A 25,954-nucleotide genomic window follows, 5' to 3' on the forward strand; every position below is an offset into this window, starting at 1 on the left:
TCTGGGCCGTCAACACCCTTGTGCAAGATTTTTGTCATCTTCGTCTGCACACCGGATAAAGCCCCCGCGAGCGAGGGGATGCGCAACAGCATCAGCAGCGCTCCCAGCGCAGCATAGAGCGCCCACTCGCCGATGTCCGAGCGCACGATCCACAACATGTGCAACAGCGCCAACCCCAATACCACATAGCTCAATCGGTGCAACTGGCGCCAGCGTCGGCCGAGGCGACGCTGGCTATAGCGGTTGGAGGTCAGCGCCAGCGGCAGCAGACACAATAGGGCCAGGACCCCGACGATGATGTAGGGCCGCTCCTGCAGATCGGCCAACAGGCGGTCAAAGCGCAGCCCGAGGATGAACAATAGATAGCCGCATAGATGAAGTACGCCATAAGCGAAGCACCAGAGCCCCAGCTGACGGCGCACCGCCATCCAGCCGTTCCAGCCTGTGAGGCGGCGCAGCGGTGTCATCGCCAGAGTGCAGAGCAACAGGATCAAAGCCCCCTGCCCCAGATTATCTACCAACACCTTGCCCGGGTCCGGTCCACTCAGCCCCGTCGCTCCTTGGTAGATCCACCAGGACAGGAATCCCAGCGCCACCAGAAACACTGCGCCACGCCATAAAGGATGGCGCATCAGTAGTGCTTCCGCAGATCGAGATCGCTGTAGAGACCGGCGACTTCGTCGTAACCGTTGAACAGGCGCGTATCGACCACGTTCGGGCTGAACAGGCTGTTCGGCAACCGACGCTCGGTGGCCTGGCTCCAGCGCGGGTGATCCACCTGCGGATTGACGTTGGCATAGAAGCCATACTCGTCCGGCGCCAGCCTTTCCCAGGTAGTTCCGGGCTGCTCGGCGACGAGGCTGATGCGCACGATGGACTTGATGCTCTTGAAGCCGTACTTCCACGGCACCACCAGCCGCAGCGGCGCGCCATTCTGGTTCGGCAGTACCCGACCGTACAGCCCCACCGTCATGAGGGTCAGCGGATGCATGGCCTCATCCATCCGCAAGCCTTCTATATAAGGCCAGTCGATCAGCGAGAATCCCGAGCGCCCCCCCGGCATCTGCTCCGGCGCGACCTTGGTCTCGAAGCGCACGTACCTGGCATTGCCCGTCGGCTCGGCGCGCTTGAGCAGGTCCGCCAGGGGAAAGCCCAGCCAGGGAATGACCATCGACCAGGCCTCCACACAACGCAGCCGGTAGATGCGCTCCTCGAGCCGATGGGGTTGCACCAGTTGTTCGAGCGACACCGGCCCTGGCTTGGCCACCTCTCCGTCGATCAGCACAGTCCAGGGCTCTACTTCCATCCGACCGGCATGGCGCGCTGGGTCACCCTTGCCGGTGCCGAACTCGTAGAAGTTGTTGTAGTGAGTGACGTCCTCGTAGGGCGTCAGCGCCTCGCTCCCCGCGGTGACCGCCTGCCAACGCACATCCGGCAGCTTTTCAGCGAACCATGCAGGCTGGGGACCTGGCTCGACGCCGGCATAGCGTTCGCTCTCGGCGCGCACCGGCAATCCGGCGAGCGCCAGAGCACCACCCGCGGCGCCCAGGAAGCGGCGGCGAGAGAGATAGACGGATTCGGGAGTGACGTCGCATTCGCGCGAGGCGGATGCAGGAGGAGTCTTGATCAGCATGGCGGGCTCCGCAGCCTGGACATCGAATGCGCCAGTAGACTGCGGAGCCGCGAGGACGTTACATCACTCGGCCGCTTTACGCCGGCGCAGTTGCAACAAATATTGCACAGGACCGGAGGCGGCGTAGGCCAGGAAGATCAGCAGCAGGATGCGCGGCGGGTCGCTGAACACCACGGCGAACACCAGCACCACGATGAGGATGGCCACGAAGGGCACGCGCCCCTTGAGGTCCAGGTCCTTGAAGCTGTGGTACTTGATGTTGCTGACCATCAGAGTACCGGCGGCGGCCACCAGCAACGCGACCACGAAGGCCATGTTCGAGCCCTTGATGCCGAAGTCGCTGAAGGCCCAGACGGTGCCGGCCACCACCGCCGCCGCGGCCGGGCTGGCCAGGCCGATGAAGTAGCGTTTGTCGGCCTTGCCGACCATGGTGTTGAAGCGCGCCAGACGCAACGCGGCGCCGGCCACATAGATGAAGGCGACCATCCAGCCGACCTTGCCGAGGCTGCCCAGCGCCCACTCGAAGGCGACCAGAGCCGGCGCGACGCCGAAGGCGACCATGTCGGACAGGGAGTCGTACTCAGCACCGAAGGCGCTCTGGGTATTGGTCAGGCGAGCGACGCGCCCGTCGAGGCCGTCCAGCACCATGGCGACGAAGATGGCAATAGCGGCATGGTCGAACTGGCCGCTCATGCCGTTGATGATGGCGTAGAAGCCGGAGAACAACGCCGCCGTGGTGAACAGGTTGGGCAGCAAGTAGATGCCGCGGTGGCGAACCTTTCTGCCTTCGGCATCCCGGCCTTCCTCCACATGCTCATCGATAGGCAACAGGCTCTCGGGCTCGGGGCTCTTGCCGGAATCCTCGGGACGTTCGTTCATGAACAACACCTTGCAGCGATTGGTTGGAAATTCGACCCCTGGCGCCAGCGCGGGTTTCGCCGGCAGCACGGGCTAGACGAGAGGGCTTTATACCAGAAGCCCGGGACGCGCATAAAAAAACGCGGCCGGAGCCGCGTTTCTTTCGAGCATCGACGAAGCTTAGTTCTTGGCCTTGTCGACGATCTTGTTGGCAGCGATCCACGGCATCATGGCGCGCAGCTTCTCACCGACCACTTCGATGCCGTGCGCGGCATTGTTGCGGCGGTAGGCAGTCATGGACGGGTAGTTGGCAGCGCCTTCGGTGATGAACATCTTGGCGTATTCGCCGTCCTGGATGCGCTTCAGGGCGTTGCGCATGGCGGCGCGGGACTCGGCGTTGATCACTTCCGGGCCGGTCACGTACTCGCCGTACTCGGCGTTGTTGGAGATCGAGTAGTTCATGTTGGCGATGCCGCCTTCGAACATCAGGTCGACGATCAGCTTCAGTTCGTGCAGGCACTCGAAGTAGGCCATTTCCGGGGCGTAGCCGGCTTCGACCAGGGTTTCGAAACCGGCTTTCACCAGCTCGACGCAACCGCCGCACAGAACGGCCTGCTCACCGAACAGGTCGGTCTCGGTCTCGTCCTTGAAGGTGGTTTCGATGATGCCGGTACGGCCGCCGCCGACACCGCAGGCGTAGGACAAGGCGACGTTCTTGGCGTTGCCGGAAGCGTCCTGGTAGATGGCGATCAGGTCAGGAATACCGCCGCCACGGACGAACTCGGAGCGCACGGTGTGGCCCGGGGCCTTCGGCGCGATCATGATCACGTCGAGGTCGGCACGCGGCACGACCTGGTTGTAGTGGATGGCGAAACCATGGGAGAAGGCCAGGGTGGCGCCCTTCTTCAGGTTCGGCTCCAGCTCTTCCTTGTACAGCTTGCCCTGGAACTCGTCGGGGGTCAGCACCATGACCAGGTCGGCACCGGCGACGGCAGTGGCCACGTCGGCCACTTTCAGGCCGTGGGCCTCGGCCTTGGCGACAGTGGCCGAGCCCTTGCGCAGACCGACGGTGACGTCCACACCGGAATCCTTCAGGTTGCACGCCTGGGCATGGCCCTGGGAGCCGTAGCCGATGATGGCGACTTTCTTGCCCTGGATGATCGAGAGGTCACAGTCTTTGTCGTAGAACACTTTCATGGGAATTCCCCTGGTTTGTCTGGCCTTATGGGCCGTTTCGCTAAAGAGTTAGATGCTGAGCACTTTGTCGCCACGGGCGATGCCGGTGACGCCGCTGCGTACGGTCTCCAGGATCGACGCGGTGCCGATGGCCTGGATGAAGCTGTCCAGCTTGTCGCTGGTGCCGGCGAGCTGGATGGTGTAGACGCTGCTGGTCACGTCGACGATCTGCCCGCGGAAGATGTCGGTGGTGCGCTTGACCTCGGCGCGCTGGGCGCCGGTGGCCTTGACCTTCACCAGCATCAGCTCGCGCTCGATGTGGGCGCTTTCCGACAGGTTCACCAGCTTGACCACTTCGATCAGCTTGTTGAGGTTCTTGGTGATCTGCTCGATCACGTCGTCATGTCCGACGGTGGTGAGGGTCAGACGCGACAGGGTCGGGTCCTCGGTCGCCGCCACGGTCAGGCTTTCGATGTTGTAGTTGCGCTGGGAGAACAGGCCGACCACGCGGGACAGGGCGCCGGGCTCGTTTTCCAGCAGCAGGGAGATGATATGGCGCATGTTCAGGTCCGCTCCGTCTTGCTCAGCCACATGTCACGCATGGCACCGCCGCGAATCTGCATCGGGTATACGTGTTCGCTGGTATCCACGGCGATGTCGAGGAATACCAGGCGGTTCTTCATGGCGAAGGCCTCTTCCATCTTCGGCTTGAGGTCCTTCAGGTCGGTGATGCGGATGCCCACGTGCCCATAGGCCTCGGCCAGCTTGACGAAGTCAGGCAGCGATTCCATGTACGAATGAGAGTAACGGCTGCTGTACTGCATGTCCTGCCACTGGCGAACCATGCCCAGCGCACCGTTGTTCAGGTTGACGATCTTCACCGGCAGGTCGTACTGCAGGCAGGTCGACAGCTCCTGGATGTTCATCTGGATGCTGCCCTCGCCGGTCACGCAGGCCACGTCGGCCTCCGGGAAGTTCAGCTTGACGCCCATGGCCGCCGGGAAGCCGAAGCCCATGGTGCCCAGGCCACCGGAGTTGATCCAGCGATTGGGCTTGTTGAAGCGGTAGTACTGGGCCGCGAACATCTGGTGCTGGCCCACGTCGGAGGTGATGTAGGCGTCGCCCTTGGTCACTTCGCTGAGGGTCTCGATCACGGTCTGCGGCTTGATGATGCTGCCGTCACCCTCGTTGTAGGGGAACAGGCGGCCGCCGCCGCGCCACTCATCGATCTGCTTCCACCAGTTGGCGACGGTTTCCTTGTTCGGGGTCTCGCCGATTTCGCGGAGGATAGCGACCATCTCGGTCAGCACGCTGTCGACCGGGCCGACGATCGGGATGTCGGCCTTGACGGTCTTGGAGATCGAGGCCGGGTCGATGTCGATATGGATGATCTTGGCGTTCGGGCAGAACTTCGCCGCAGTCTCGCCATTGATGACGCGGTCGTCGAAGCGCGCGCCGACGGCCAGGATGACATCGGCGTGGTGCATCGCCAGGTTGGCGGTGTAGCTGCCGTGCATGCCGAGCATGCCGACGAACTGGCGGTCGGTGCCCGGGTAAGCGCCCAGACCCATCAGGGTGTTGGTCACCGGAACGTTGAGCATCCGGGCCAGCTCGGTCAGCGGCTCGGAAGCACCGCCCATGACCACGCCGCCACCGGAGTAGACGATCGGACGCTTGGCTGCCAGCAGGGTCTCGACGGCCTTGCGGATCTGCCCGGAATGACCACGGGCGGCAGGGCTGTAGGAGCGCAGCTTGACCTTCTTCGGGTAGCTGTACTCGTACTTCTGGGACGGATCGCCCATGTCCTTGGGAATATCCACGACCACGGGGCCGGGACGGCCGGATTCCGCCAGGTAGAAAGCCTTCTTGATCACTTCGGGGATTTCCGAAGGATGCTTGATGATGAAGCTGTGTTTCACGATCGGACGCGAGATGCCGACCATGTCGGTTTCCTGGAAGGCGTCGGTACCGACCACGGTGCTGGGCACCTGGCCGGAGATGATCACCATCGGGATCGAGTCCATGTAGGCGGTGGCAATGCCGGTGATGGCATTGGTCGCCCCCGGGCCGGAAGTCACCAGCACGACACCGGCCTTGCCGGTGGCGCGGGCGTAGCCGTCGGCCATGTGAGTGGCGGCCTGCTCGTGACGAACCAGGATGTGGGTAACTTCCGGTTCCTTGAACAGGGCATCGTAGATATGCAGGAGGGCACCGCCCGGGTACCCGTAGATATACTTAACGCCTTCGTCACGCAGCGAGCGGACGACCATTTCAGCGCCGGATAAAAGCTCCACGTTGTTCACCTCTAGAACGCCAGATCACCACCCGACAACGAGTGGTCCTTTGAGTAGGTCTTACCGGTCAGCGGACAAGCGCGACTGTGGTCGCTGATGATGCAGGGGTCTGCCTGACGAGTAGCGGAAGAGCCCAATCTTGCGGAGCCTTTCCTTCCCAGCGCGAGGTAACGCGTTGCGGGTGTAACGGGGGTCGGCACGGGTAGCGCCTTTTTCCACTGAGCTGAGGGACGCTTGCGGCGGACCTCACAGCAGTAGGAGCTGCCGATTGTTCGGATTACCGAACGCCAAGTCAAGCCGTTCATTGCAGAATCTTGCGCCGCCGGCTTGTGACGCGGTGCAGGATGAAGATTCGCCGGTTTTGGTTATAGTAACGGGCAGGTTTTGCTGCCGATAAAAAGGAAACGACATGCGTCGCATGATTCTCGCGTGCAGTGTGCTGCTCGCCCTGAGCACCGGTGCCACCGCCGGCCAGATTTACAAATGGGTAGATGACCAGGGGAATGTCCACTTCGGTTCGCAGCCACCGGAGGGGCAGAACAGCACACAGGTGAATCCGAACATTTCACACCCCAAGACGCCTCCGGCACCGGCCCCGACCGCAGTGGAAGAAGGAGCGGAAGACGCCGAGCAGAAAGCCATCGACGAGAAGGTGAAGAAGGACGTCGCCAAGCAGGAAGCCGAGCGCAAAAAGTACTGCGAGACCGTACGCAACAACCTCGCCCAGTTGAAGAACAACCCTCGCGTGCTCACGGAAGAGAATGGCCAGACGCGTCGCCTGACCGAAGAAGAGCGTCAGAGCCGCATCGCGGAAAGCGAAAAGGCTATCGAGACCACCTGCAAGAAATAGCGGGATGAAGAGGCAGGCGCTCAGCCTGCCTCGACGATCAACCGGTCAAAATCCTCAAGCGCCGCCAGCAGCGCCCTCATCTCAGTCTCTCGACCACGAAAACGCTCTTCCGCCATGGGCCGGATGCCCGACGCCGTCGGCAATGGCCCACCCGCCTCCAGCAGCTGTTTCATCCGGGGCAGGAAGATCCACTGCAGCCAGGCCTCGAAATCCAGCGTATCGACGCAGAACGGCTGCTGGCTGGCGAGCGCCTCCGCCGAAGGCGACTCGGCCGCCCACAGGCCGAGCATGCGCAACTCCCGCTCCACATGCAGCAGTTGATCCGCCAGCGCGGAGAAACGGGCATCCATTAGATGTTGACCCGGGCCTTCTCGCGGGCCTGAGCGGCGCCGGACGGGTCGCCCTGGCGCTCCCGCGCCTGTGCGATGAGCCCCCAGAGGCTGGCCTGCAAGGCCGGACGGCCGCTGGCATAGGTCAGTCCACGGCGAGCCAGTTGCTCCGCCTGAGCGGCGTCGCCTTGCGCCAGACGTACCTCGGCCAGCCGATAGAGCACCTGCGGCTCCCGCGGCGCGATGCGCTGGGCCCGCTCCAGGCTGGAAGAGGCGCCATCCAAATCGCCACTGCCTTGCTGTTGCTGGGCACTGGTCAGCAGCGCCAGCACCGGACCGTCCAGTTGCTCGTCACCGGCCAGGCTGCCACCTGAAGGAATGCCACTGGGCATGCTCGGTGCACTCGGCTGCGAATACGAGCCCTGGCTGGAGATCGGCCCCGTGCTAAACGGCGCGGGGTTGTAGGTGGAGGGGGTGGAGCTGCTGCCATCCGGATAGGACTCCAGCGGCGCGGAAGACACACCACCCGGCACCATCACCACCACGCCGGAATCTTCGGGAAGACTCTGACTCTGCGCCTGCGGCTGGGACGGCGTGGCCACCCCGCCACGACCGGCGAAAGCGCCCTGCTCGTCTTCCATCAGGCGGCCGGACGAATCCTGCACCGGAATGGAACCCCTGGGCACGCTGGTACAGCCGGACAGAACCGCCGACACCAGCATCACGGAAACCCACCACTTAGCCATGCATATCCTCACTCGAAGCGAATCAGTTGAGCCAGCCGCGCACCCAGTCCATCACGTTTTCCGCCGGCGCTTCCAGCACTCCGCAGGCCTGCCCGGGCGCCGGCTCGCTGCCGCGGATGTAGGGTATTTCCACGGCGTTGGGGCAACCCGCCGCGGAACCCTGGCCGCTCCCCGCATCCACCCAGGCCGGCGCGACGTTGTCCGGCATGGGCATGTCCAGCGGCAGCGGATCGGCCTTCTTCATGAATCCCGCCCAAACCTGCAACGCACCGGTGGCGCCGGTCAGCGGCGTCTTGCCGTTATCGTCACGGCCCATCCAGACCACAGCCAGCAGGTCCTGGCTGAAGCCGGCGAACCAGCTGTCCCGTGAATCGTTGCTGGTGCCGGTCTTGCCCGCCAGCGTCAGGGACGTCGGCAACTGACTGTAAACCGAGCGCCCGGTGCCTTCGCGCATCACCCGCTGCATGGCGTTCTGCACCAGGTAGATGGCCCCCGGATCGAAGCGCTGCTGGATCTTGAAGGGATAGCGCTTGAGCGGCTCGCCGCCGGCGGCCAGTACGCTGCGGATGCCGCGCAGCGGCGTGTTGAAGCCGCCGTTGGCCAGGGTCTGGTACATGGTCGCCACTTCTATCGGGCTCAACGCCCCGGCGCCCAGCAGCATCGAGGGGTAGGCCGGCCATTTGCGATCCACCCCCAGGCGTTCGAGGGTTTTGAGCACATTGGGCACGCCCAGTTCCAGACCGAGCTTGGCGGTCGACAGGTTGTAGGAGTTGGCCAGCCCCTGATAGAGGTAGATGGTGCCGTGGGCCTTGCGATCATAGTTCTGCGGACGCCAGATCTGGCCGTCCTGCCCCTTCACCGAGAACGGCGTGTCCTCCAGCCAGCTGGTCAGCGTGTACTGGCTCGGCCGCTCCAGAGCGGTGAGATAGATAGCGGGCTTGATCAGAGAGCCGATCGGACGATTGGCATCCAGCGAGCGATTGAAACCAGCGAAGCGCGGCTGGCGACTGCCGATCAGCGCCTGGACCTCGCCCGTCTCCGGATTGGTCACCACCATCGCCGCCTCCACCTCGTCCACCCCCTGCCGGCCGGAGAGGCGCTTGAAGGTCTCGCTCAGAGCGGACTCGGCCTTGAGCTGAAGGATCGGATCGAAGCTGGTGAAGATGCGCAGGCCTTCCTCGGTCAGGTCTTCCTCGCGGTAGTCCTCGCGCAACTGGCGCTTGACCAGGTCGAGGAAGGCGGGGAAGGAACTGTCGGCCAGGCTGCCGCGCTTGGTAACGCCCAGCGGCTTGCTCTTCGCCGCCTCGGCGACTTCGGCGGTGACCACGCCCTGCTCGACCAGCAGGTCCAGCACCAGGTTGCGTCGCTCCAGCGCCCGCTCGGGGTTGCGCCGCGGGTTGTAGTAGGTCGGCCCCTTGACCATGCCGACCAGCAGCGCCACCTGCTCCAGCTTCAGCTCGCCCAGCGGCTGGCTGAAGAAGTACTGGCTGGCCAGGCCGAAGCCGTGCACGGCGCGCTGGCCATCCTGGCCGAGGAACACCTCGTTGAGGTAGGCCTCGAGGATCTCGTTCTTGTCGTAATGCAGTTCCAGCAGCACCGCCATCATGGCTTCGGTGAGCTTGCGGGTCAGGCTGCGCTCGCTGGTGAGATAGAAGTTCTTCACCAGCTGCTGGGTCAGGGTACTGCCGCCCTGGCGCAGCTGGCCCGCGGTGGCGTTGATCCACACGGCGCGGGCGATGCCCTTGGGCGAAACGCCGAAGTGGTTGAAGAATTCGCGGTCCTCCACCGCCACCAGGGTCTCGACCAGATACGGCGGCACCTGATCCAGCTTGATCAGGATGCGGTCCTCATGGTGCGCCGGGTACAGCCCGCCGATCAGCAGCGGCTCCATGCGGGCCACCGCCAGCGCGGCGCCGTTGCCCTGGGTCAGGCCGGCCACGTAGTCGCCGGAGAACTTGACCCGCACCCGCTGGGCAGGCTCGTTGCCTTCGTAGAACTGGAAGCCACGAGTGTGCAGGTCGACCAGATTGCCGTTCACCGCCGCCGCGCCCGGGCCGTTGGCGGCGCCTTCGCGGCGATAGCCGAGGGCATCCAGCTCGGTGAGAAAGTCGTCCCGGCTCAGCTTCTGGCCGACGAACAGCTCCAGCGGCCGGGCATAGACCTTGGCCGGCACCGTCCAGCGCTTGCCGGAGAATTTCTCCTGCACCACGGCGTCGAGATACACGGCGAAACCGGCCAGGATCACCAGGCCGACCAGCGACAGCTTGAGCAGCCAGCCCAGCCAGGATCGGCTGCCGGCGCGGCGCCTAGCGCCTTTGCGGGGAGTACGGGAACGAGTCATGGCGCGGCATTATACGCACTTTGCCAAGGCCCAACAGGCGCACGCCGGCGGTTTGCAGAGCACGCCACAGCCGCCATAATGCCGCCTCTTCTTCAAGACCAGAACGCAAGGAAAGACCGTGAGCCAAGCCCTGATCGCCGCCCTGCAGAACCCGGACCTCTACCCTCATCCGGTGGAAGGTTTCCAGGTCATCGAGACGCACATCTCCTGGGTGCTGCTCACCGGCCCCTTCGCTTACAAGATCAAGAAACCGGTGAATTTCGGCTTCCTCGACTTCACCGACCTGGAACAACGTCGGCACTTCTGCGCCGAGGAGCTGCGGCTCAACGCACGCCTGACCGATGGCCTGTACCTGGAAGTGCTGCCCGTCACCGGCAGCGAGAACGCGCCGCAGCTCGCCGGCGAAGGCCCGGCCATCGAATACGTGCTGAAGATGCGCCAGTTCCCGCAGAGCCAGCTGCTCAGCACCGTCCAGGCGCGTGGCGAGCTGACCCCGGCGCACATCGACGCGCTGGCCCGGCAGATCGCCGACTTCCACGGCCGTACGCCCGCCGTGCCCGTGGAACACCCGCTGTGCTCGCCGCAGGTCATCGTCGCGCCGATGCGGCAGAACTTCGAGCAGATCCGCCCGCTGCTGTCGGACGCCGCCGACCTGCAGCAGCTGGAAGCCCTGGAGGCCTGGACCGAGGCCAACATCAGCCGCCTGGAACCCCTGCTGGCCCAGCGCGCCGCCAGCGGTTCGATCCGCGAATGCCATGGCGACATCCACCTGGGTAACGCCACCCTGCTGGACGGCCAGGTGGTGCTGTTCGACTGCATCGAGTTCAACGAACCCTTCCGCCTGATCGACATCGCCTCGGACTCCGCCTTCCTCGCCATGGACCTCGAGGACCGCGGCCTCAAGTCGCTGGCCCGGCGCTTCCTCAGCGCCTGGCTCGAACACTGCGGCGACTATGCGTCGCTGGAGCTGTTCAACTTCTACAAGGCCTACCGCGCCCTGGTGCGGGCCAAGATCGCCCTGTTCAGCCTGGCCCACCAGAACGATGCCGTGCAGAAGGCCGCTACCCTTCGCCAGTACCGCAACTACGCCAACCTGGCGGAAAGCTACAGCGCCATCCCGACGCCCTTCCTGGCCATCACCAGCGGCGTCTCCGCCGTCGGCAAGAGCCAGGTCGCCCTGCGCCTGGTGGAATCTCTCGGCGCCATCCGCCTGCGCTCGGACGTGGAGCGCAAGCGCCTGTTCGGCGAACAGCCGGACGACGCCAAGGGCACGCTCGATGGCGGCATCTACAGCGCCGAGGCCAGCGCCGCCACTTACGAACGTCTGCACCAATTGGCGGAAAGCGCCCTGCACGCCGGCTTCCCGGTGGTGCTGGACGCCGCCTACCTCAAGCGCGACCAGCGCAGCGCGGCGTGGCAGGTCGCCGAGCAGAACGGCGCGCCGTTCCTGATTCTCGACTGTCAGGCCCCCGAGGAAGTGATCGCCGCCTGGCTGCAGCAGCGCCAGGCCGAAGGCAGCGACCCGTCCGACGCCACCCTGGAAGTGATCCAGGCCCAGCAGGCCGGCCGCGACGAGCTGGATGCCGACGAGCAGGCCCACAGCCGGCGCATCGACACCCACCAGGCCGCCAGCCTGGACGGCCTGATCGGCAGCATCCGCCAGCGCCTGCCCGGCCTGTAACCCGCCCCGCCCAGGGCCTGTCTATACTGCGGGCAGGCCCTGAACGGAGGCAGCCATGAGCCAACCCCGCCAACTGGATAGCCCTCTCTACCGCCTGCTGCGCGACGAGAAGATCAGCGAGTTCAACAAGCAGAAGCCCAAGGAAGGCCGCATCGACCTGCGCGGCGCCGACCTGCGCGGGCTCGACCTGCGTCACCTGGATGCCGGGAGCATCGACTTCACCGATGCCTATTTCCGCGGCGCCGATCTACGCGGCGTCGACCTGCGTGATGCCAACCTGGCAGGTGCCAGCATCGCTCACGCCCAGATATCAGGCGCCTACTTCCCGACTGAGCTGTGCGCCGACGAAATCCTCCTGTCCATGCAGTTCGGCACGCGTATGCGCTACCGTCCCACCTGATCCGAGGCTGCATGAGCGAGATCGCCCGCCTGTTCGGCAACCGCGCCGGCGCCTATGCCAGCTTTCGCCCGCAATACCCCGACACGCTGTTCGACTGGTTGGCCGCCAACAGCCCGGGGCAGGACCGGGCACTGGACATCGCCTGCGGCAACGGCCAGGCCAGCCGCCCCCTGCTCAAGCATTTCCGCCAGGTTCTCGCCTGCGACGCCAGCCCGGAGCAACTGCGGGCCGCGCCCGACCTGCAGGGCATCGACTGCTTCGCCTCGGATGCCACCGAACAGCCGCTGGCGGACGCCAGCCTCGACCTGATCATCGTGGCCCAGGCGCTGCACTGGTTCGCCACCCCCGCCTTCTTCGCCGAAACGAGCCGCCTGCTCAGGCCGGGTGGGCTGTTCTGTGCCTGGTGCTACAGCCTGCTCAGCATCGACGAGGCCCTGGACGCGGTGATCGGCGACTTCTACCGCAACACCCTGGACGGCTACTGGCCATCTGGGCGCGCCAGCGTCGACGCCGGCTATCAGGACATCCAGCCGCCCTTCGCCCGGATCGAAGTGCCCGCCTTCGCCATCGAGCAGGAGTGGGACCTAGAGCAGTTGCTGGGCTACCTCGGCACCTGGTCCGCCGTGCAGAAGCTCGAACAGGCCAGCGGCCGCGACCCGCTGCCGGAACTCCTGCCACGGCTGCGCCAGGCCTGGGGCGACGGGCAGCGGAAGCGTTTTGTGCGCTGGCCGCTACACTTCCTCGCAGGCTTCCCGACACCGCCCCGACCGTGACCGCGCAGCAAGGCAAGGAGGCGCCATGAACGACGAACTGCAACACATGAAGAACCTGGGCAAGACCTCCGCACAGTGGCTGCACGCCGTGGGCATCCACAACGCCAGCGACCTGCGTCGCCTCGGCTCGGTGGATGCCTACCGGGCGGTGCGCGCCCGCGGCTTCCGTGCCTCCAAGGTCCTGCTCTACGCCATCGAGGGCGCGCTGCTCGACGTCCACTGGAGCGATCTGCCCCCCGGCCTGAAGGACAGCCTCAACGTCCAGTTGGACGAACACGGAACGAGCAACAAGAGCTAGCTCACAACCTCCGAGCGGCGGCATTTACCTGGGCAGCGCCGCCACCTATTGTTGCCAGTACCTGCGTGCCTTATCGTCAGCCAGCCAGTCCAAGGAATTACCGTCATGTACCTACTCGGGGAGCAACCGGCCTACGCCGATCAGTTGATCCAACGCCTGCAGAGCATTCCCACGCAGTTGCTGGAAGGGCTGCAGCCCAGCGGTGCCCCCCTACGCTTGGAGCAGGTCGACGATCTGGCGCAGATCCTGCCCGGCAATCAGCTGTACGTCATCGAGCACGGCCTGCTGCATGCGCTGGTGGACAACCGCCCGCTGTTCTACCTGCAGGAAGGCGACCTGGTGGGCCTGCGCCAGGGCATCGACCTGCCCAGCTGCCGCTACAGCAGCGAGGAGCACCTGACCCTGGTGCCCTATGCGCGCAGCGACGTGTTCAAACACATCTACGCCAGCGAACAGCGGCAGGAGCTGTTCATCCAGTACCTGATCGGCCACACCGCCCTGCTGTCCGACGCCCTGGCCCGTCTCAAGCAGCCGGAAATCCGCCCCGCCACCGGTTTCCAGCACTTCGCCGCCGGCGAGGAGCTGATCCAGCAGGGCGACGACGCCGACCACGTGTTCGTGATCATCGAAGGCCACGCCGAAGCCCACGTGGACGGTCTGAAGGTCGGTGACGTGCAGAAGGACGAGATCTTCGGCGCCATGGCCGTGTTCACCCGCGAGAAGCGCAGCGCCACGGTGATCGCCAGCGAGCCCTGCACAGTGATGGTGATCCCCAAGGACCAGTTCCTCAGCCTGATGCAGAGCAACCCGCGTATCGCCCACAGCCTGATCGAGAGCATGGCCCGGCGCATCGACCTGCTGAACAAGGAGGTCACCCAGTTGCGCAGCCAGCCACAGCCGGTCTGAACGGCCCGGCGTGAAACAGGACCCCAGCCCAGGCCGGGGTTTGCTTTTCAGGGGTTTTGCCAACCAGTCGAAAATAATTCTCATCCAGGTGTTGACTAGAAAATGAGAATTGTTATTATTACCCCAACTGGTCGCGAGATCAGCCGATAAGCTCAAGAGACCACGCAGTCGGACTCTTCAGATTATCTCCTCATCAGGCTAATCACGGTTATTGACCCGGCACTTTGCCGGGTCTTTTTTTGCCCGTGATTTTTTGGGATCGCCGCCCTATCGCCTGGAACTCGGCTCCTGCCAGACGTGCACGAGCCCACCGCACAGCATCGGCAGACTACGCACCGGCAAGGGTTCTTTCTGTTGCACGAGGGGGTTCAACGGCGCAGATCGCGACGCCATCGACGCCCTGAGATCATGGAATGGGGGACTAGGGTGCTGGCCACCTGCGCGACCGCGCCAGCGCGGGTTGCCGGGCGATCATACCGAGGCTGGATACTATCGAGGCGTTACCAGCCCACGCCCAGGCCGATCATGTAGCGGCGCTCGTTGGTGTCGCCGTGCTCGCTGGTGACCTTGTCCCACTCGGCCTTCAGGCTCAGCGCCGCCCAGCTGTTGAGCTTGTAGCGCAGGCCGGCCTCGGTATCGATGACGTACTCGATCGCATCGACGAAGGGCGCGCCCAGCTCGCCCTGGGTGTAAAGCTCCAGGTTCTTGCCGTACAGGTAACGCTTGTAGTCCCACTCCAGCGAGCCGGAGTTGAAGTGCTCGCTGGTGCCATCGGCGAAGACGTAGTCGTTACGGTTGAGCAGGCCGGCCACGGAGAAAGCGCCCAGCTCGTTGTCCCAGAACTGGTAGCCGGGGCCGGTACCGATGGTGCGCTGGGTCTCCAGCTCCTCGATGCGGTCGTGGGTGTACTTGAGCTGGCCCTGCCAGAAGAAGTGCTGGGTGAAGAAGCGATCCAGGTCGTAGTCGAACTCGATCCGGTCGGTCTTGCGCTCGTCGTCCTTGGTCTCGTGGTCGTACTCGGCCGAGATGCTGTGACGCCAAGCGCCGTGGCGCGCCTTTGTGTCGAGGTCGATGTCGTAGTCCTTGATGTCGTTCTCGGCCTTCTTGTAGTCGGCCGAGAAGTCCAGGGTGCCGGTCCAGGTCAGGTCCTGCACCAGCGGCTTGGGCGGCATCATCTGGCTGATCGAGGCCAGCTCCACCACGCGCGGGGTCTCGCCGTTGACCAGTTCGACCTGGCCCTGCCCGGCCGGCCGCAGCGCCTTGGCGTGCTCGCCGGTGAAGTCGTCCTGCTTCACCAGCAACTCGCGGTCGGTCTCCAGGGTGGCGACCTTCTTCATGTCGAGGGTGATGCTGCCGGCGTACTCGGTCTTCAGCAGCAGCTTGCCGCCGTCGAACAGCTGGATGGTGCCGGTGAGCTTGTCACCGTTCTTGAGCCAGACGGTATCGGCCAGCAGCGGCATGGGAGTGGCGGCGAGCGCCAGGCAGAGCAGTGAACGGGAGGGCTTCATGGGTATCGACGACAGGCTGACTCATGGAATGGCGCGCATTATCCGGATGCACACCCGTTGAGCAAGCACAGACCCGAGAATCCCCCTCGAAGTTCAGCCGCGGTGCTCTATCGTGGCCTCTCGCGGCCATCGACTCGCCGCCAGGGGTGCCGATATGCTCTCCTCGACCGGAGTCAGCCCGAAGGGACACCAGCACATGGCCAGAGCACCGAAGAAGGCGCCAGCCCCCACGCCAACCCTGGAGGCCACGGACAGCGCCGAAGCACGCCGCGCCGCGCTCTACCTGGTGCTGGCGGCGATCCCCGAAGGCAAGGTGGTCAGCTACGGTGAACTGGCAGCGCTGGCCGGTCTGGGCCGGGCAGCGCGCTGGGTGGGCCGCACCCTCAGCCAGTTGCCGCCGGACACCCGCCTTCCCTGGCATCGCGTGCTCGGCGCGGGTGGCCGCCTCAGCCTGGCGGCCGGAACGCCCTCTGGCGAGGAGCAACGCGCGCGCCTGCGCGCCGAAGGACTGACCATCCGCAACGACCGTGTCGACATGCGTCGCCACGCCTGGCACCCGTCGGAGTGAACGGACGGCCACGATCCGCGTCTGACACGGGCGGAAATACCGTCCTTCCCGCGACATGCCGCCGAACGCGGCTTGCGCCGGAACGGCAACAGCCCCTAGAGTGCGCCCTTTGCCCGTGCTAGCAGCCGAAAACACCACACATGCCCCGTAAAACCTGGCGCGCAGCCCTCGCCACCTATGCCCACCCGGCCGCACTGGCCCTGCTCCTGCTGGGTTTCGCCGCCGGGCTGCCGTACATGCTGGTGTTCTCCACCCTCTCGGTGTGGCTGCGCGAGGCGGGGGTGACCCACCAGACGATCGGCTACGCCAGCCTGATCGGCCTGGCCTACGCCTTCAAGTGGGTGTGGGCGCCGATGCTCGACCAGTGGCGCCTGCCCCTGCTCGGCCGCCTCGGCCGGCGCCGTTCCTGGCTGGTACTGTCCCAGGGACTGGTAGCCCTCGGCCTGATCGGCATGGCCCTGTGCGACCCGCAGCAACACCTGTCCTGGCTGATCGGCGTGGCCGTGGTGGTGGCCTTCGCCTCCGCCACCCAGGACATCGCGGTGGACGCCTACCGCCTTGAGATCGTCGACGACACCCGCCAGGCCGCACTGGCCGCCAGCTACATGGCCGGCTACCGGGTCGCCGCGCTGCTGGCCACCGCCGGCGCCCTGTATTTCGCCGGCTGGTTCGGCACTCCCGGGGCCGGCTACCAGCATGGCGCCTGGGCCAGCACCTACCTGCTGTTCGCCATGCTGATGCTGCCCGGGCTGATCACCACGCTGTGGATGCGCGAGCCGCCGGTGCCGCTGCGCACCCAGATCGCCGCCGCGCGCTACGGCCTGTACCGCCAGCTGGCCTCGGTGCTGGTACTGATCGTGCTGCTGGTGTCCATGCCGGCCATGTTCACCCAGTTCTTCCGCAGCGACGTGTTCCTGATGCTGAGCGGCGAGATCAGCTTCACCGAACTGGCCCGCGAGGATCGCGCCTTCATGCGCTTCGGCCTCTACGCCATCCTCACCGCCGTGTGCCTGTCGCGCATGGGCCGACGCGGCCTGGCGCCGGTGCTGACCCCGGTCAACGACTTCATCCTGCGCTACCGCTGGCAGGCGCTGCTGCTGCTCGGCTTGATCGCCACTTATCGCATGTCGGACACGGTGATGGGCGTGATGGCCAACGTCTTCTACATCGACATGGGCTTCGCCAAGAGCCAGATCGCCAGCGTCAGCAAGCTGTTCGGCCTGATCATGACGCTGCTCGGCGCGGCCCTCGGCGGCCTGCTCATCGTGCGCTTCGGCATCCTGCCGATCCTGCTCCTCGGCGGCGTGGCCTCGGCGGGCACCAACCTGCTGTTCGCCACCCTGTCCGGGTTCGGCGCGGTCACCCAGCCCGCGCTCTACGCCGAGCAGACGGTGAGCCATCTGCTATGGGCGCTGGACCCGCACATGCTGATGCTGGTGGTGACCATCGCCCTCGACAACCTGAGTTCGGGCCTGGCCACCGCCGCCTTCGTGGCCTATTTGTCGAGCCTGACAAACCTGCAGTTCTCCGCCACCCAGTACGCCCTGCTCAGTTCCATCATGCTGCTGCTGCCACGCCTGGTCGGCGGCTATTCGGGGGTGATGGTGGAAAATGCCGGCTACGCCCAGTTCTTCATCGCCACCGCGCTGCTGGGCGTGCCCACGCTGATCCTGATCGTCGTGCAGTGGAGCCGCCAGGGGCGCCAGCCGCTGCCGGCGCCGGAACCCGCCGCCGCGGTGCCGCGCAGCGAGCCCTGATCAGCTCGGCTCGGGCACCTTCAGGCCCCGCGCCAGCAGCCCCGGTGTGGCGATGTCGACGCCGACCTGGCGCAGGCGGTCGCGGATTTCCTCGTTGAACCTGAAGGTCACCGGCCAGTAGTCCGAGTTGGCCGTCCACACCCGCAGCGACAGGGTGATGGCAGTCTCGCCGAGGCCCGCCACCACCACCGCCGGCGCGGGATTCTTGAGCACCCGCGGGTCCTCAGCCATCTCGCGTAGCACCTGCTGCGCCTTCTGCAGATCGCTGTCGTAGTCGACCTTGACGTCGAACACCACCTGGCGGGTGGCCTGGCGCGAGGTGTTGGTGATGGTGCCGTTGGACAGCGCGCCGTTGGGCACGATCACCGTCCTGTTGTCGCCGGTGCGCAGCACGGTATGGAAGATCTGGATGCTGTCGACGGTGCCGCTGACGCCCTGCGCCTCGATCCAGTCGCCGATGCGGAACGGGCGGAACAGCAGGATCAGCACCCCGCCGGCGAAGTTCGCCAGGCTGCCCTGCAGCGCCAGGCCGATGGCCAGGCCGGCGGCGCCGATCGCGGCGATGAACGAGGTGGTCTCGATGCCGACCATGGAGGCCACGCTGATCACCAGCAGCACCTTGAGCACGATGTTCGCCAGGTTCTCGATGAAGCCCTGCAGGGCCTTGTCGGTGTGGCGCATGGCGATCAGGGCGCCGACCCGCGCAGTCAGCCGGTTGATCAGCCACCAGCCGATCAGCAGGGTGACGAAGGCCAGCAACAGCCGGCTGCCATACGCGATGACGACCGGGAACCAGGCCTCCGAAGCCGTCACCAGCTGATTCATGTTGATATCGGTCAGGTCCATGCCCGCACTCCTCTTCTCGCCGGAAACAACAACGCCATGGCAAGCCATGGCGTCACGATGGTGCTTCTTGTGCGACGGGAAAAAGGCCGGGGAGGTTCCTCCTCCGGCTCTGGTGCGTTCGCTCAGTCGCGGAAGTTGTTGTACTGCAGCGGCATGCCCAGGTCCTGGCCACGCAGCAGGGCGATGGCCTCCTGCAGGTCGTCGCGCTTCTTGCCGGTGATGCGCACCTGCTCGCCCTGGATGGCGGCCTGCACCTTGAGCTTGGCGTCCTTGATCAGGGCGACGATCTTCTTCGCCAGCTCCTTGTCGATGCCTTCGCGGAAGGTCACTTCCTGCTTCATCACCTTGCCGGAGGCGTAGGGGTCCTTGGCCTCCATGCACTGGCTGTCGATCTTGCGCTTGATCAGGCTGGCGCGAACGATGTCGAGCACCTGCTCGAGCATGAACTCGGCCTCGGCGGTCAGGGTGATGGTCTTGTCCTTGCTCTCGATGCTGCACTTGCCGCGCAGATCGAAGCGGCGGTCGAGTTCCTTGATGGCGTTGTCGACCGCGTTGGTGAGTTCGTGCTTGTCCAGTTCCGACACCACGTCGAACGAAGGCATGGGCTTGCTCCTGATGGACGGCGCGATCCCCCTCACGGACTGAACGCGCCTGACTTGACGATAAAAATGGCGCGCTCATTATAACCAGTCTGATACACGCCGCTCGGCCAAGCTGCGGCGTCCCCTCCTTCCTCTGCCAGCGAGCCCCTCAATGCCCAACCCCCATCTCAGCATCCTGGTGGTGGACGACGCCAAATTCTCCAGCGCCATGATCGGCCGTGCCCTGAGCCAGGCCGGCTACCAGGACGTGCGTTTTGCCAGCAGCGCCGCCGAGGCCCTGCAGCAACTGGAAAAACGCCCCGCCAGCGTGCTGCTGGCCGACTGGCTGATGCCGGAGATGGACGGTCTCGAACTGACCGCCCGGGTACGCCAGCTGGACGAGACGGCCGAACACTACACCTACGTCATCCTGCTCACCGGCAAGGAAGGCGAGAACGTGCTGGTGGAGGCCTTCGACCGCGGCGTCGACGACTTCATCAGCAAGGCCGCGATGAACGAACAGCTGGTGCCACGCGTTTACGCTGCCGATCGCCTGTGCAACACCCTGCACCGCCTGCTCAACGAAAACCGCATGCTGACCCAGAACATCGCCAGCCTGGAGCAGCGCAACCTGGTCGACCCGCTGACCGGCCTGGGCAACCCGCGCTACCTGCAGCAGAAGATGCACGACTGCCTGCGCCAGGTGGAGTCCCGCGGCGGCGCCGTGTGCTACCTGCTGATCGGCCTGCAGGAAGGCCAGGCCCTCAGCCGCCAGTACGGCGGCGCCTTCTGGAACGAGGTGCTGCACGGCGTGGCCCGCCGCCTGCAGCAGCTGGTGCGCCCTCTCGACGTGCTGATCCGGGTGGACGACACCCACTTCGGCATGATCGCCATGCTCGAAGACCTGCAGGAATGCTCGCCCAGCAGCTTCAAGCGGGTGCATGACGGGCTCAATCTCAAGGCGTTCAAGACCAGCGAGGGCTTCATCAGCCTCAAGGCCGGCATCGCCCTGGTCGGCCTGGACAGCAAGGCACTGCCGGTCGAGCCGCAGTACCTGTTCGCCGAAGCGGCGCGAGTGCTGCCGGAATCCTACGCCAGTGGCCGGGTCAGCGCGGTGCGCCTGCCGCTGTCACAGTGACCTGGCACATCCTCGGCGCCGGCAGCCTCGGCGGCCTGTGGGCGGCTCGCCTGGCCCGGGCCGGCGTGCCGGTCCGGCTGGTGTTGCGTGACCCGGCCGCCCTGGCCCGCTACCACGCCCTGGGTGGGCTGACCCTGGTGGAGGACGGCGACAGCCACCTCTACCCGATCCCCGCGGAAACCCACGCCACCGATACGCCGATCCAGCGCCTGCTGCTGGCCTGCAAGGCCTACGACGCGGAGGAAGCCGCCGCCGCTCTGGCGCCGCGCCTGGCCCCGGGCGCCGAGATCGTCCTGCTGCAGAACGGCCTGGGCAGCCAGGATGCGGTCGCCGCACGCCTGCCCCACACCCGCTGCATCTTCGCCTCCAGCACCGAAGGCGCGTTCCGCGAGGCCGACTTCCGCGTGGTCTACGCCGGCCGCGGCCACACCTGGCTCGGCATTCAGGGCAAAGAGCAAGTGCCGGCCTGGCTGGACGACCTGCGCGCCGCCGGCATTCCCCACCAGTGGACGGCGGACATCCTCGCCAAGCTCTGGCGCAAACTGGCCCTGAACTGCGCGATCAACCCGCTGACCGTCCTGCACGACTGCCGCAACGGCGGCCTGCGCGCCTGGCCCGGGGAAGTCGCCGAGCTCTGCGAGGAACTGTCGGTGTTGCTGGAGCGTGCCGGCCAGGCCGAAGCCGCCGAGGATCTGCACGGTGAAGTGCTGCGGGTGATCGACGGCACCGCGGCGAACTACTCGTCCATGCACCAGGACGTGGCACGGGGCCGGCGCACCGAGATCGCCTACCTGCTCGGCCATGCCTGCGCCCAGGCCGAACGCCTGGGCCTGACGCTTTCCGCGCTGGACGACCTGCTGCAACGGCTGCGAGAGCACCTGACCGCACGCGGATTGCCCGTGACCTGAACGAGCGCTACCCTGCCCTCTCGTCCCGAACGGAATCCCCTCCTTGACCAGCCTGCGTCAGCGCCTCGACAACCTGCCCGTGGGCCGCAAGCTGCTCGCCGCGCTGCTGATACTGCTGGCGACCGTGATGCTGGTGGCCAACCTGGCCTTCATCAGTGCCGCCTACTGGATCTCCCAGGAAAGCGTCGCGCCGCAAGCCCTGCAGACCCTCGGCAAGCTGATCGCCACTCCCGAGCTGAGCCGCCACGCGCTGTCATCCCCCGAAGCCGCGCGCAAGGTGCTGGAGCGCCTGGAAGGCTATGCGCCGCTGCGCGCCGCCGCGCTCTACAACAGCACCGGAGTGCGCCTGGCCGAACTGCAGCTGGGCCAGCCGCTGAACCTGCCCTCGCGCAGCGACGAACTGGCCCACTGGCGCCTGGCCGAATTCCGCGCCACCCAGCTGATCGACCTGCCGCAACCGGGCAAGGCCCCGGGGCGGCTGCTGCTGGTCGCCTCCAGCGAGCTGCCCGGCGCGTTCTATACCGGCACCCTCACCGCCAGCGCCGTGATCCTCGCCTTCAGCGTGGTGCTCTGGGCGCTGATCGCGCGCCAGGTGCGGCGCCTGATCACCCGGCCGATCCGCCGCCTGGAAGAACTGTCGCGCCAGGTCACCCGCGAGGAGAACTACTCGCTGCGCGCCGCCCGCGGCAACCGCGACGAGATCGGCAGCCTGGCCGACGCCTTCAACACCATGCTCAGCCGCATCGAAGCCCGCGAGCAGCAGCTCAAGCGCGCCCGCGACGACGCCGAGAGCGCCTTCTCCCAGGCCCAGAGCCTGGCCGAGGAAACCCGCCACTCCAACCGCAAGCTGGAGCTGGAAGTGCAGGTGCGCAGCAAGATCGAGAAGAAGCTCACCGGCTTCCAGAACTACCTGAACAACATCATCGACTCCATGCCCTCGGCGCTGATCGCCCTCGACGACCAGCTCTACGTCACCCAGTGGAACCAGGAGGCCAGCGCCCTCTCCGGCACGCCGCTGGACGAGGCGCTGAACCAGCCGGTGTTCCTCGCCTTCCCGCCGCTCAAGCCGTTCCTCGCTCAGCTCAAGCGCACCGCCGACCACCACCGGGTGGAGAAGATCGAGCGGGTGACCTGGCGCAAGGGCGAGGAGGCCCACCACTACGCGCTGACCTTCTACCCGCTGATGGGCGCCGGCGGCCGCGGCGTGGTGATCCGCATCGACGACATCACCCAGCGCCTGTCGCTGGAGGAAATGATGGTGCAGTCGGAGAAGATGCTCTCGGTGGGCGGCCTGGCCGCCGGCATGGCGCACGAGATCAACAACCCGCTGGGCGCCATCCTGCACAACGTGCAGAACATCCGCCGGCGCCTGTCGCCGGAGCTGGCGAAGAACCAGGATATTGCCGTGGAAGTGGGCATCGCGCTGGACGACGTCACCGCCTACCTGGACGCCCGGGAAATCCCCCAGCTGCTCGAAGGCATCGCCCAGGCCGGCTCGCGGGCGGCCAAGATCGTCAGCCACATGCTCGCCTTCAGCCGGCGCAGCAACCGGCAGCTGGCGCCCTGCCAGCTGCCTGTGCTGATCGACCAGGCGCTGGAGATCGCCGGCAACGACTTCGACCTGACCGAGAGCTTCGACTTCAAGGCCATCGCCATCGAGCGCGACTTCGACCCGAACCTGGGCCCCATCCCGGCCACCGCCAACGAGATGGAACAGGTGCTGCTCAACCTGCTGAAGAACGCCGCCCAGGCCATCCACCTGCGCGACGACGACAGCGAGCCCGGGCGCATCGTCCTGCGCACCCGGCTCAACCCGCCGTGGGCGGAAATCCAGGTGGAGGACAACGGCATCGGCATGCCCGAACTGGTGCGCAAGCGCATCTTCGAGCCCTTCTTCACCACCAAGGAAGTCGGCCAGGGCACCGGCCTGGGCCTATCCGTCTCCTATTTCATCGTCACCAACAACCACAAGGGGCAGATGGAAGTGCAGTCCACCCAGGGGCAGGGCACCTGCTTCACCCTGCGCCTGCCACTGACCGCCCCCGGCGAGAACGCGAGCAACTGATGGGCTACCGACTGAGCAAGATCTACACGAAGACCGGCGACAAGGGCGAAACCGGCCTGGCCGACGGCCGCCGGGTGGCCAAGAACCATCCGCGGGTGGAGGCCATGGGCGAGCTGGACACCCTCAACAGCCAGCTCGGCCTGCTGCTGGCGGACCTCGCCGAGCAGACGACCCGGTGGCCGGGCCTGAATGAGGTCATCGAGGTCCTGGCGCCCTGCCAGCACCGCCTGTTCGACCTCGGCGGAGAACTGGCGATGCCGGCCTACCAGGCCCTGCAGGAAGGCGAAGTGGAGCGCCTGGAAGCGGCCATCGACCGCTGGAACGAGGAAGTGGGGCCGCTGGAGAACTTCATCCTGCCCGGCGGCTCCCGCCTGGTAGCCCAGGCACACGTCTGCCGGAGCCTGGCCCGCACTGCCGAACGTCGCTGCCAGCAGCTCAACGCCGAGGAACCGGTCCGCCCAGTGGGCATGGCCTACGTCAACCGGCTGTCCGACCTGCTGTTCGTCGCCGCCCGCCTGATCGCCCGCCGCACGCAGATCAGCGAAGTGCTCTGGCAGGCGGCGGAGAAGCCCGCCCCGTAGGGTGCGCCACGCGCACCGCTGCGAGTCTTCCGGTGCGCACGGCGCACCCTACGCAGTCGTCACACCGGCCAGAACGCACGGATACCGGCCACGCCCTGGGCGCCGGCCTGCCAGGCGCGTTCGCGGTCCTGCGGGCCGACGCCGCCGAGCAGGAAGGCCGGCAGGTTGAGGGTACGCAGCAGGTCGGTCGCGGCCTCCCAGCCCAGCGGCGCGGCGTCCGGGTGGGTCTGGGTGGCCTGCACCGGCGACAGGGTGACGAAATCCACCCCCATGCGCACGGCCAGGGCCAGCTCCTCGGCGTCATGGCAGGAAGCCGCCAGCCAGCGCTGGCCGGGGAAGGGCCGGCCATTGGCGGCGTATTTGCGCAGCTGCTCGGCGCTCAGGTGCCAACCGGCGGCCGGGAAGTCGCCCAGCCACTCCAGCGGGCCCTTGAGCATCACCTGCGCCTTACCGGCGCAGAGGCCCAGGATGTCTACCGCCAGGTCGCGATACTGGGGATCGAACATGTTTGGCGCGCGCAGCTGGATCAGTCTGGCGCCGCTGGCCAGGGCGACCCGCACCCCGCGCAGCAGCTCGCCGGGCTCCAGGCCTTCGGGGGTGATCAGGTAGGTATCGGGCAGGCGCGCCGCCGCAACGATCGGCTGGTTGGCCGCCGGGAATTCGTAGTCGAGCAGCTCGCGCTCGGTGGCCCAGGCCAGCGCCTGGCCCTCGGCGCCATGAGGCTCGCCGGTGAAGGCGGAGACTTCCCAGACATCCAGCAGCACCTGCTTGTCCGGATAGTCGTGGTGCACCTGGATCAACGGCCGGGCGGCACCGACGCGGATACCCAGTTCCTCTTCCAGCTCGCGGGCCAGGGCCAGCTCGACGGCCTCGCCCTCCTCCACCTTGCCCCCGGGAAACTCCCACAGGCCGCCCTGGTGCTTGTCCTGCGGTCGCTTGGCGATCAACACCCGGCCATCGGCACCACGGATCACCGCGGCGGCTACATGAATGCGCTTCACGCACCGACCTCCTGCAACGCGGCCTGGTACCAGCGCTGGAAGGCCGGCCACTGGTAGATGGTCTCGACGTAGGCGGCGGCCTCGTCCGGCAGGGCCACCCGGTAGCTGCGCAGGCGCGCCGCCACCGGGGCGAAGAAGGCGTCGGCGATGCTGGCGTGGCCGAACAGGAAGGGGCCGTCCTGACCAAAGCGCTGGCGACAGTCGGCCCACAGGCGGCTCACCCGGTCGATATCGGCCTGGGCCTCGGCGGGAATCCCGGCCAGCGCCTGGTCGCGCGCCAGGTCCATGGACATGTGGCTGCGCAGAGCGACGAAGCCGCTGTGCATCTCCGCGCAGACGCTGCGCGCCAGGGCACGGGCGTACTGGCCGCGCGGCCACAGGTGCGCCTCGGGGAAGCGCTCGGCGAGATATTCGGCGATGGCCAGCGAATCCCACACCGGCCCTTCCTCGGTCAGCAGCACCGGCACCTTGCCGGCCGGCGAATGGGCCAGCAGCTGGCTGCGGCTATCCGGCTGGAACAGGCGCACCGCGACCTCTTCATAGGGCGCGCCGGTCAGATCCAGGGCCAGCGCCCCGCGCAGCGACCAGGAGGAATAGTTCTTGTCGCCGATCACCAGTTTGAGGGGCATGGCAGTCTCCTTGTGGCGTTGCTTTGACACCCTCAGGGAGAGGGCCGGGATGAGGGAGCCATTGGCAGCCACGAACCGTCTGGAAGA

General features: G+C 66.2%; 25 protein-coding genes and 1 pseudogene. 12 read left to right on the top strand and 14 right to left on the bottom strand.

Annotation, left to right across the window (positions count from 1 at the left end; translation table 11 throughout):
* The 6 genes from msrQ to N5D30_RS21020 form a co-directional block, all read right to left on the bottom strand.
* The coding region (gene msrQ, locus N5D30_RS20995) for a protein-methionine-sulfoxide reductase heme-binding subunit MsrQ (protein WP_279910555.1) at positions 1 to 632 on the bottom strand (632 nt) is incomplete at its 3' end.
* The gene (msrP, locus tag N5D30_RS21000) at positions 632 to 1,633 is read right to left on the bottom strand and encodes a protein-methionine-sulfoxide reductase catalytic subunit MsrP (protein ID WP_279910557.1); all 1,002 of its coding nucleotides are present in this window, start codon (positions 1,631 to 1,633) and stop codon (positions 632 to 634) included. The genes msrP and msrQ, both read right to left, overlap by 1 nt.
* Positions 1,634 to 1,696: 63 nt before the next feature.
* Positions 1,697 to 2,512, bottom strand: coding sequence for a CDP-diacylglycerol--serine O-phosphatidyltransferase (gene pssA / locus N5D30_RS21005; RefSeq protein WP_220813965.1), 816 nt, complete (start codon positions 2,510 to 2,512; stop codon positions 1,697 to 1,699).
* 159 nt (positions 2,513 to 2,671) lie between these two features.
* Entirely contained in the window at positions 2,672 to 3,688 is a 1,017-nt protein-coding gene (ilvC, locus tag N5D30_RS21010; protein WP_279904743.1) for a ketol-acid reductoisomerase, read from the bottom strand.
* A 48-nt stretch (positions 3,689 to 3,736) separates the two neighbouring features.
* Positions 3,737 to 4,228 (bottom strand): acetolactate synthase small subunit, encoded by a 492-nt coding sequence (gene ilvN, locus N5D30_RS21015; RefSeq protein WP_220813963.1) that lies wholly within the window; start codon positions 4,226 to 4,228, stop codon positions 3,737 to 3,739.
* 2 nt (positions 4,229 to 4,230) lie between these two features.
* On the bottom strand, positions 4,231 to 5,961 hold the full coding sequence (locus tag N5D30_RS21020) for an acetolactate synthase 3 large subunit (protein WP_220813962.1): 1,731 nt from the start codon (positions 5,959 to 5,961) through the stop codon (positions 4,231 to 4,233).
* A 409-nt stretch (positions 5,962 to 6,370) separates the two neighbouring features.
* Here N5D30_RS21020 and N5D30_RS21025 point away from each other — a divergent pair, with 409 nt between their 5' ends.
* Complete coding sequence (locus tag N5D30_RS21025; protein ID WP_279904742.1) at positions 6,371 to 6,811, top strand: DUF4124 domain-containing protein; 441 nt, start codon at positions 6,371 to 6,373, stop codon at positions 6,809 to 6,811.
* A 20-nt stretch (positions 6,812 to 6,831) separates the two neighbouring features.
* On the opposite strand, the gene N5D30_RS21030 is transcribed toward N5D30_RS21025, so the two are convergent.
* Genes N5D30_RS21030 through mrcB form a run of 3 tightly spaced genes read right to left on the bottom strand, consistent with a single transcriptional unit; the run spans position 6,832 to position 10,227 of the window.
* A complete protein-coding gene (locus N5D30_RS21030) occupies positions 6,832 to 7,161 on the bottom strand; it encodes a YqcC family protein (RefSeq protein ID WP_279910559.1) in 330 nt (109 codons plus the stop codon).
* Positions 7,161 to 7,886: a tetratricopeptide repeat protein gene (locus N5D30_RS21035; RefSeq protein WP_279910561.1), complete on the bottom strand. Its 726-nt coding sequence runs from the start codon at positions 7,884 to 7,886 to the stop codon at positions 7,161 to 7,163. The genes N5D30_RS21030 and N5D30_RS21035 overlap by 1 nt, the downstream gene beginning before the upstream one ends.
* A 22-nt stretch (positions 7,887 to 7,908) precedes the next feature.
* Positions 7,909 to 10,227, bottom strand: coding sequence for a penicillin-binding protein 1B (gene mrcB, locus N5D30_RS21040; protein WP_279910563.1), 2,319 nt, complete (start codon positions 10,225 to 10,227; stop codon positions 7,909 to 7,911).
* A 118-nt stretch (positions 10,228 to 10,345) separates the two neighbouring features.
* Here mrcB and N5D30_RS21045 point away from each other — a divergent pair, with 118 nt between their 5' ends.
* From N5D30_RS21045 to N5D30_RS21065, 5 genes are all read left to right on the top strand, one after another.
* The gene (locus tag N5D30_RS21045; RefSeq protein WP_279910565.1) at positions 10,346 to 11,908 is read left to right on the top strand and encodes a bifunctional aminoglycoside phosphotransferase/ATP-binding protein; all 1,563 of its coding nucleotides are present in this window, start codon (positions 10,346 to 10,348) and stop codon (positions 11,906 to 11,908) included.
* Between the two features lie 55 nt (positions 11,909 to 11,963).
* Positions 11,964 to 12,308 (top strand): pentapeptide repeat-containing protein, encoded by a 345-nt coding sequence (locus tag N5D30_RS21050; protein ID WP_279910567.1) that lies wholly within the window; start codon positions 11,964 to 11,966, stop codon positions 12,306 to 12,308.
* Positions 12,309 to 12,319: 11 nt separating this feature from the next.
* Positions 12,320 to 13,081, top strand: a complete 762-nt coding sequence (locus N5D30_RS21055) for a class I SAM-dependent methyltransferase (protein ID WP_279910568.1) — start codon at positions 12,320 to 12,322, stop codon at positions 13,079 to 13,081.
* A gap of 25 nt (positions 13,082 to 13,106) precedes the next feature.
* On the top strand, positions 13,107 to 13,379 hold the full coding sequence (locus tag N5D30_RS21060) for a TfoX/Sxy family protein (RefSeq protein WP_279910569.1): 273 nt from the start codon (positions 13,107 to 13,109) through the stop codon (positions 13,377 to 13,379).
* A 105-nt stretch (positions 13,380 to 13,484) separates the two neighbouring features.
* The gene (locus N5D30_RS21065) at positions 13,485 to 14,285 is read left to right on the top strand and encodes a cyclic nucleotide-binding domain-containing protein (RefSeq protein WP_279910570.1); all 801 of its coding nucleotides are present in this window, start codon (positions 13,485 to 13,487) and stop codon (positions 14,283 to 14,285) included.
* Positions 14,286 to 14,785: 500 nt separating this feature from the next.
* On the opposite strand, the gene N5D30_RS21070 is transcribed toward N5D30_RS21065, so the two are convergent.
* Complete coding sequence (locus tag N5D30_RS21070; RefSeq protein WP_279910572.1) at positions 14,786 to 15,793, bottom strand: DUF481 domain-containing protein; 1,008 nt, start codon at positions 15,791 to 15,793, stop codon at positions 14,786 to 14,788.
* Positions 15,794 to 15,989: 196 nt separating this feature from the next.
* Here N5D30_RS21070 and N5D30_RS21075 point away from each other — a divergent pair, with 196 nt between their 5' ends.
* Together N5D30_RS21075 and N5D30_RS21080 are read left to right on the top strand one after the other, a co-directional pair.
* The gene (locus N5D30_RS21075; RefSeq protein ID WP_279910573.1) at positions 15,990 to 16,361 is read left to right on the top strand and encodes an MGMT family protein; all 372 of its coding nucleotides are present in this window, start codon (positions 15,990 to 15,992) and stop codon (positions 16,359 to 16,361) included.
* A 140-nt stretch (positions 16,362 to 16,501) separates the two neighbouring features.
* On the top strand, positions 16,502 to 18,118 hold the full coding sequence (locus N5D30_RS21080) for an AmpG family muropeptide MFS transporter (RefSeq protein WP_279910574.1): 1,617 nt from the start codon (positions 16,502 to 16,504) through the stop codon (positions 18,116 to 18,118).
* Here the strand turns inward: N5D30_RS21080 and N5D30_RS21085 are convergent, their stop codons facing one another.
* Both N5D30_RS21085 and N5D30_RS21090 read right to left on the bottom strand, forming a co-directional pair.
* A complete protein-coding gene (locus N5D30_RS21085) occupies positions 18,119 to 18,964 on the bottom strand; it encodes a mechanosensitive ion channel family protein (RefSeq protein ID WP_220813950.1) in 846 nt (281 codons plus the stop codon).
* Between the two features lie 122 nt (positions 18,965 to 19,086).
* Entirely contained in the window at positions 19,087 to 19,566 is a 480-nt protein-coding gene (locus tag N5D30_RS21090) for a YajQ family cyclic di-GMP-binding protein (RefSeq protein WP_220813949.1), read from the bottom strand.
* Positions 19,567 to 19,705: 139 nt separating this feature from the next.
* On the opposite strand from N5D30_RS21090, the pseudogene N5D30_RS21095 reads away from it, so the two are divergent.
* The 4 genes and pseudogenes from N5D30_RS21095 to N5D30_RS21110 all read left to right on the top strand — a co-directional run.
* Positions 19,706 to 20,683 (top strand): annotated as a pseudogene (locus N5D30_RS21095) (response regulator); the annotation flags it as partial.
* Positions 20,680 to 21,591 (top strand): putative 2-dehydropantoate 2-reductase, encoded by a 912-nt coding sequence (locus N5D30_RS21100; protein ID WP_279910575.1) that lies wholly within the window; start codon positions 20,680 to 20,682, stop codon positions 21,589 to 21,591. The pseudogene N5D30_RS21095 and the gene N5D30_RS21100, both read left to right, overlap by 4 nt.
* A gap of 43 nt (positions 21,592 to 21,634) precedes the next feature.
* A complete protein-coding gene (locus N5D30_RS21105) occupies positions 21,635 to 23,656 on the top strand; it encodes an ATP-binding protein (RefSeq protein ID WP_220813946.1) in 2,022 nt (673 codons plus the stop codon).
* On the top strand, positions 23,656 to 24,237 hold the full coding sequence (locus tag N5D30_RS21110; RefSeq protein WP_279910576.1) for a cob(I)yrinic acid a,c-diamide adenosyltransferase: 582 nt from the start codon (positions 23,656 to 23,658) through the stop codon (positions 24,235 to 24,237). Before N5D30_RS21105 ends, N5D30_RS21110 begins: the two co-directional genes overlap by 1 nt.
* A gap of 59 nt (positions 24,238 to 24,296) precedes the next feature.
* On the opposite strand, the gene N5D30_RS21115 is transcribed toward N5D30_RS21110, so the two are convergent.
* Both N5D30_RS21115 and N5D30_RS21120 read right to left on the bottom strand, forming a co-directional pair.
* Complete coding sequence (locus N5D30_RS21115; protein WP_279910578.1) at positions 24,297 to 25,238, bottom strand: Nudix family hydrolase; 942 nt, start codon at positions 25,236 to 25,238, stop codon at positions 24,297 to 24,299.
* On the bottom strand, positions 25,235 to 25,867 hold the full coding sequence (locus tag N5D30_RS21120; protein ID WP_279910580.1) for a glutathione S-transferase family protein: 633 nt from the start codon (positions 25,865 to 25,867) through the stop codon (positions 25,235 to 25,237). Before N5D30_RS21120 ends, N5D30_RS21115 begins: the two co-directional genes overlap by 4 nt.
* Positions 25,868 to 25,954: the final 87 nt, after the last annotated feature.

Origin of the sequence: Pseudomonas sp. GD03875 (assembly GCF_029840585.1) — a bacterium.
GTDB classification, from domain to species: domain Bacteria; phylum Pseudomonadota; class Gammaproteobacteria; order Pseudomonadales; family Pseudomonadaceae; genus Aquipseudomonas; species Aquipseudomonas paralcaligenes.

Excerpts from the sequence above, each read along its gene's own strand:
- msrP (WP_279910557.1), bottom strand. The coding sequence starts at position 1,633 with ATGCTGATCAAGACTCCTCCTGCATCCGCCTCGCGCGAATGCGACGTC.
- N5D30_RS21035 (WP_279910561.1), bottom strand. The coding sequence starts at position 7,886 with ATGGCTAAGTGGTGGGTTTCCGTGATGCTGGTGTCGGCGGTTCTGTCC.
- ilvC (WP_279904743.1), bottom strand. The coding sequence starts at position 3,688 with ATGAAAGTGTTCTACGACAAAGACTGTGACCTCTCGATCATCCAGGGC.
- N5D30_RS21065 (WP_279910570.1), top strand. The coding sequence starts at position 13,485 with ATGTACCTACTCGGGGAGCAACCGGCCTACGCCGATCAGTTGATCCAA.
- N5D30_RS21110 (WP_279910576.1), top strand. The coding sequence starts at position 23,656 with ATGGGCTACCGACTGAGCAAGATCTACACGAAGACCGGCGACAAGGGC.
- N5D30_RS21120 (WP_279910580.1), bottom strand. The coding sequence starts at position 25,867 with ATGCCCCTCAAACTGGTGATCGGCGACAAGAACTATTCCTCCTGGTCG.
- N5D30_RS21025 (WP_279904742.1), top strand. The coding sequence starts at position 6,371 with ATGCGTCGCATGATTCTCGCGTGCAGTGTGCTGCTCGCCCTGAGCACC.
- pssA (WP_220813965.1), bottom strand. The coding sequence starts at position 2,512 with ATGAACGAACGTCCCGAGGATTCCGGCAAGAGCCCCGAGCCCGAGAGC.
- N5D30_RS21030 (WP_279910559.1), bottom strand. The coding sequence starts at position 7,161 with ATGGATGCCCGTTTCTCCGCGCTGGCGGATCAACTGCTGCATGTGGAG.
- N5D30_RS21060 (WP_279910569.1), top strand. The coding sequence starts at position 13,107 with ATGAACGACGAACTGCAACACATGAAGAACCTGGGCAAGACCTCCGCA.
- N5D30_RS21085 (WP_220813950.1), bottom strand. The coding sequence starts at position 18,964 with ATGGACCTGACCGATATCAACATGAATCAGCTGGTGACGGCTTCGGAG.
- ilvN (WP_220813963.1), bottom strand. The coding sequence starts at position 4,228 with ATGCGCCATATCATCTCCCTGCTGCTGGAAAACGAGCCCGGCGCCCTG.
- N5D30_RS21055 (WP_279910568.1), top strand. The coding sequence starts at position 12,320 with ATGAGCGAGATCGCCCGCCTGTTCGGCAACCGCGCCGGCGCCTATGCC.
- N5D30_RS21075 (WP_279910573.1), top strand. The coding sequence starts at position 15,990 with ATGGCCAGAGCACCGAAGAAGGCGCCAGCCCCCACGCCAACCCTGGAG.
- N5D30_RS21080 (WP_279910574.1), top strand. The coding sequence starts at position 16,502 with ATGCCCCGTAAAACCTGGCGCGCAGCCCTCGCCACCTATGCCCACCCG.
- N5D30_RS21050 (WP_279910567.1), top strand. The coding sequence starts at position 11,964 with ATGAGCCAACCCCGCCAACTGGATAGCCCTCTCTACCGCCTGCTGCGC.
- N5D30_RS21090 (WP_220813949.1), bottom strand. The coding sequence starts at position 19,566 with ATGCCTTCGTTCGACGTGGTGTCGGAACTGGACAAGCACGAACTCACC.
- mrcB (WP_279910563.1), bottom strand. The coding sequence starts at position 10,227 with ATGACTCGTTCCCGTACTCCCCGCAAAGGCGCTAGGCGCCGCGCCGGC.
- N5D30_RS21070 (WP_279910572.1), bottom strand. The coding sequence starts at position 15,793 with ATGAAGCCCTCCCGTTCACTGCTCTGCCTGGCGCTCGCCGCCACTCCC.